Source organism: Gelidibacter sp. (assembly GCF_039916245.1).
Taxonomy (GTDB): Bacteria; Bacteroidota; Bacteroidia; order Flavobacteriales; family Flavobacteriaceae; genus Gelidibacter.
Map to the genome: position 1 here is coordinate 1 of NZ_JBDSLS010000106.1, position 4935 is coordinate 4935.

The following is a 4935-nucleotide window of genomic DNA, read 5'->3' on the forward strand; positions in this document are numbered from 1 at the left end:
CTAAGCCCAATAAAAGCCAATAGCCTAAAAATCCAGCACTCAAGAGGTCAAGAAAGAAGAAGGAAAATATAATTACAGTTCCACCCAAAAAAGCGTAAGGTAACCAGGTCATGATTTTTGGTAAAAAAGACTTGTTGTTTTTCAACCAATGAATGATGGTGCTTGCTGAGGTTTCTACCTTGATTAAACTGGCCGTGGCGGAATATAATTGGCGCCATTCGGGATTGGAAGCGAGTTCTTTGATGGCTTCTTGGCGTTGTACAATGTCGTTGACATTATTGGCCTTTAAGGTATCGGCTAATTTTTGAGAACCTTCATAAATAGAAGTTCTATTAATGAATTGAAAAAAGGATCCCCGACCAAACAAATCGATATCCAGACTGTAAAAGTGCAGTGGATCTTGAAATTCTAATCCATCAGGTCGATTATGGAAATTCCCATCAGCAATCTCTAATTCTGTTTGGTTGATAGCTACTAAGGCCAATTTTAACCGTCGTTCGGCTTTAATATTGGTGTATTTTGTAAGTAGCACTATAAAAACACCGATACCGATAACAGCAATTGCAACTGAAATTTGCCAATTGGTATAGGTCATATAAATACCAAATGCCGTGAATAGAAATACTAAAAGCCGAAGAATGCTAAGGAGCGTCATTCTTTTGTAAAGTGCTGATACTTCTACTTGATAGCTGTCTAGATGTTGTTGGTAGTATGTGTTTGGGGTGTTCATTTTCTTAATTTGAAATTCAAAGAAACAAAAAATCCCAAGTTTTCACTTGGGATTTAAGATTTTATTATGGGATTTGTTAGCCTTTTAGACTGGCTGCCAAATACTCACGGTTCATACGTGCAATGCTTTCAAGCGTGATGCCTTTAGGACATTCTACTTCGCAAGCTCCTGTATTGGTACAGTTACCAAATCCTTCGTCGTCCATTTGTTTCACCATATTTAAAACACGGTCTGTTGCTTCAATTTTTCCTTGAGGTAATAAGGCAAATTGAGAGACTTTGGCAGCTACAAATAACATGGCCGAAGAGTTTTTACAACTCGCCACACACGCACCACAACCAATACAGGTTGCTGCTTCAAACGCTGCATCGGCATCGTGTTTGTTAATTGGAATAGTGTTAGCGTCGATGGTGTTTCCAGAAGTGTTTACTGAAATAAATCCACCTGCATGCTGAATACGATCAAAGGAACTTCTATCCACTACCAAGTCTTTGATGACAGGAAATGCATTGGCTCTAAATGGTTCAATATAAATAGTGTCTCCATCTTTAAACATACGCATGTGCAATTGACAAGTCGTGATGCCCGTATCAGGTCCGTGTGCTTCGCCATTGATAAAAAGTGAGCAGGTACCGCAAATGCCTTCACGACAGTCATGGTCAAATGCTACTGGCTCTTCACCTTTGTTGATGAGCTCTTCGTTTAAAATGTCCAACATTTCGAGGAAAGACATATCGCCTTCAATACCATCAATTGGATAATCGATTATTTTTCCTTTGGTGTCAGCGTTTTTTTGACGCCATATTTTTAAGGTTAATTTCATAACGTTCCTTCTTATTTATAACTTCTCTCTTTCACTTCAATATTCTCGTACACCAATTCTTCTTTATGAAGGACAGCGTCTTTTGGTTCGCCCTTGTATTCCCATGCCGCAACATATTGGAATTCTGGACGTCTTAAGGCTTCACCTTCTTCAGTTTGGTATTCTTCTCTAAAATGGCCTCCTGCGGATTCTTCTCTTTCAAGCGCATCTTTTGCGAAAAGTTCACCTAATTCTAAGTAGTCAGCAACGCGCATTGCTTTCGCTAATTCTTCGTTGTATTCATGTTGAACTCCAGGAACTCTCACTTCTTTCCAAAATTCTTTACGAAGTGCTGCAATTTCAACGATCGCTTCTTTTAAACCTTCGGCGTTACGAGCCATTCCACATTTGTCCCACATGATCTTTCCAAGTTTTTTATGGAAATGGTCAACAGAATGTGAACCCTTATTATTGATCAAGTGATCCAAACTGTCTTGGATGTTCTTTTCTGCCTCGTCGAATTCAGGCGTATTTGTTGGAATTGCGCCCGTTCTAATATCTTGAGCTAAATAGTCGCCAATAGTATATGGTAATACAAAATAACCATCCGCTAAACCTTGCATCAATGCCGATGCTCCCAAACGGTTGGCACCATGGTCAGAGAAGTTGGCTTCTCCAATAGAATATAATCCAGGAACGGTGGTCATTAAGTTGTAATCTACCCAAAGTCCGCCCATGGTATAATGTACCGCAGGATAGATCATCATTGGGGTTTCATATGGGTCTTGATCCACGATTTTTTCGTACATCTGGAACAGGTTGCCATACTTTTCTTTGATGACCTCCTGACCTGATTTTTTGACTAATTTGGCATCGTTCTCATCCAAACCTCTGATATGAGCACGCTCTTTTCCGTAACGCTCAATAGCTGAAGCGAAATCTAAGAAGACGGCTTCACCAGTTTTGTTCACACCATATCCTGCATCGCAACGTTCTTTTGCTGCACGAGAGGCCACATCACGAGGCACCAAGTTTCCAAAAGCTGGATAACGACGTTCCAAATAGTAATCTCTATTTTCGTGAGGAATATCTATTGGTTTTAATTTCCCGTCTCTAATAGCTTGAACATCCGCCATGTTTTTTGGTACCCAAATACGTCCGTCATTACGAAGTGATTCAGACATCAAAGTCAATTTTGATTGATGTTCTCCAGATACTGGAATACAGGTTGGGTGTATTTGTGTATAACATGGGTTTGCGAAAAATGCACCACGTTTATGAGCTTTCCAAGCGGCTGTCACGTTACTACCCATGGCGTTTGTGGATAAGAAGAATACGTTACCGTAACCTCCAGAACCTATCACGACAGCATGAGCAGAATGACGTTCAATTTTTCCAGTAACTAAATCTCTTGCGATAATACCTCTGGCTTTTCCTCCAACAATAACGACATCCAACATTTCGTGTCGGTTGTACATGGCAATCTTTCCACGACCGATTTGGCGATTCATGGCAGAGTAAGCGCCTAATAATAATTGTTGTCCTGTTTGTCCAGCGGCATAAAATGTACGGGACACCAATACACCTCCGAAAGAACGGTTGTCCAAAAGACCTCCATATTCACGAGCAAAAGGAACTCCTTGTGCCACACATTGGTCAATGATATTTCCTGATACTTCTGCTAAACGATACACGTTAGCTTCACGGGAGCGGTAATCGCCACCTTTTACAGTATCATAAAATAATCTGTAGGTGGAGTCGCCATCACCTTGATAGTTTTTTGCAGCGTTGATTCCTCCTTGTGCAGCAATCGAGTGCGCACGACGTGGAGAATCCTGAAAACAGAACGCTTTTACGTTATAACCCAATTCTGCCAACGTTGCCGCAGCAGAACCTCCTGCCAATCCTGTTCCAATCACGATAACATCAATGTTACGTTTGTTGGCTGGATTGACCAGATTTATATGATTTTTATAATTAGTCCACTTATCTGCAAGTGGACCTTCTGGTATTTTAGAATCTAAAGCCATATTAGATGTTTTTTAGTTGAAGTGAAGGTAGAGAGCGATGAAAATAAATCCTGCTGGGATCAATATTGCATAAGCTTTACCAAATCCTTTTAATCCTCTTGTATATTTATTATTGGCGCCTACCGACTGAAATGCGGAGCTGAAACCATGTAATAAGTGTAATGATAAGAACACAAAAGCAAGGCAGTAAATCGCCACACGCCATCCGTCTACAAATTTATGATGTAAGTGCTCATAATAACGGTAATCGCCACTTGGGAGTAATCCAGACATGTCGCCATTAATGAATTTCACATTGATTTCTGGAAACCAAAAATCGTAAAAATGAAGACCAAGAAAAAGAAAAATAACACCACCGGTGTAAATCATGTTTCTGCTCATCCAAGTAGAATTGGCACTGCCGTTATTCTTGGCATAAGCAATGGATCTTGCCTTTTTGTTTTTTATTTCCAATACGAAGCCCATCACAAAGTGAAAAAGCACACCGAAAATTAAAATGGGTTGCGCAATATATTGTACCACCCAATTCGTTCCCATGAAATGGGAAACGTTGTTGAAAACGTCTGCACTAAACACTGAAAGGATGTTAATTGCAAAATGTTGTACTAGGAAAATCATTAGGAAGAATGCTGAAAGTGCCATGGCAAACTTTCTTCCAACTGAAGAATTAAAAATTCCGCTCATCTTTTGAAGTTAGTTTATTGTGCCGCAAAGATACGTCTCAAACGTTTGAAACCCAAAAAATAGATTTAATTATACTTATTTGGAATGAGTTTAATTAAAAAATAAGTTTTATAGTATCCAAATTCCTTCAGATGCTATGAGTTTGTTTTATATAATGCTTCAAAAATGCTGATTCCAGGAATGATCTGTGAAGACTACTATATAGAAGTTAGAAAAATCATGACCTCACAATTGTTAGGTTTGAAATTATTGGATAAGGCCGATGTTCAAAATGAGAAAAAAGAGTGGTCAGCATACAACAAGTACTTTATGCATGGTACAAGTTACAACTTGGGCTTAGATACGCATGACTATGGAATTTTAACCGAGCCCATGCAAGCCAATATGATTTTTACTGTCGAACCTGGTATTTATATTCCCGAAGAAGGTTTCGACATCCGATTGGAAGACGATTTGATCATCTAAAGACAGGCCAACCTTTTAACTTGATGGGGAATTTTCCTATTGAAATGGAGGAGATTGAAGAATTAATGAATTCATAGAATAAGAGGAAGGCACTTGAAAAAAGTGCCTTCGTTATTGTACTTCAAACCTGAGAGGTTTTCATCCGGAAGCGATGGGACTTTCAAGTTTTTTATGCCGGCACCAAATCAAAGACATAGCGATTGAGTTTTCTTAAAGTTTCAATC

General features: G+C 39.3%; 3 protein-coding genes and 2 pseudogenes. 1 reads left to right on the forward strand and 4 read right to left on the reverse strand.

Annotated features, from left to right (window positions below):
- From ABIQ28_RS05210 to ABIQ28_RS05225, 4 genes and pseudogenes are all read right to left on the reverse strand, one after another.
- Positions 1-730: pseudogene (locus tag ABIQ28_RS05210) on the reverse strand (DNA mismatch repair protein MutS); the annotation flags it as partial.
- A 76-nt stretch (positions 731-806) separates the two neighbouring features.
- Positions 807-1553 carry a succinate dehydrogenase/fumarate reductase iron-sulfur subunit gene (locus ABIQ28_RS05215; RefSeq protein WP_348035819.1) on the reverse strand — a complete coding sequence of 249 codons (747 nt, stop codon included), beginning with the start codon at positions 1551-1553 and terminating at the stop codon, positions 807-809.
- An 11-nt stretch (positions 1554-1564) separates the two neighbouring features.
- Positions 1565-3562, reverse strand: coding sequence for a fumarate reductase/succinate dehydrogenase flavoprotein subunit (locus tag ABIQ28_RS05220; RefSeq protein ID WP_348035821.1), 1998 nt, complete (start codon positions 3560-3562; stop codon positions 1565-1567).
- A gap of 12 nt (positions 3563-3574) precedes the next feature.
- Positions 3575-4246, reverse strand: coding sequence for a succinate dehydrogenase cytochrome b subunit (locus ABIQ28_RS05225; protein ID WP_348035823.1), 672 nt, complete (start codon positions 4244-4246; stop codon positions 3575-3577).
- A 156-nt stretch (positions 4247-4402) separates the two neighbouring features.
- Here ABIQ28_RS05225 and ABIQ28_RS05230 point away from each other — a divergent pair.
- A pseudogene (locus tag ABIQ28_RS05230) lies at positions 4403-4788 on the forward strand (M24 family metallopeptidase); the annotation flags it as partial.
- Positions 4789-4935: the final 147 nt, after the last annotated feature.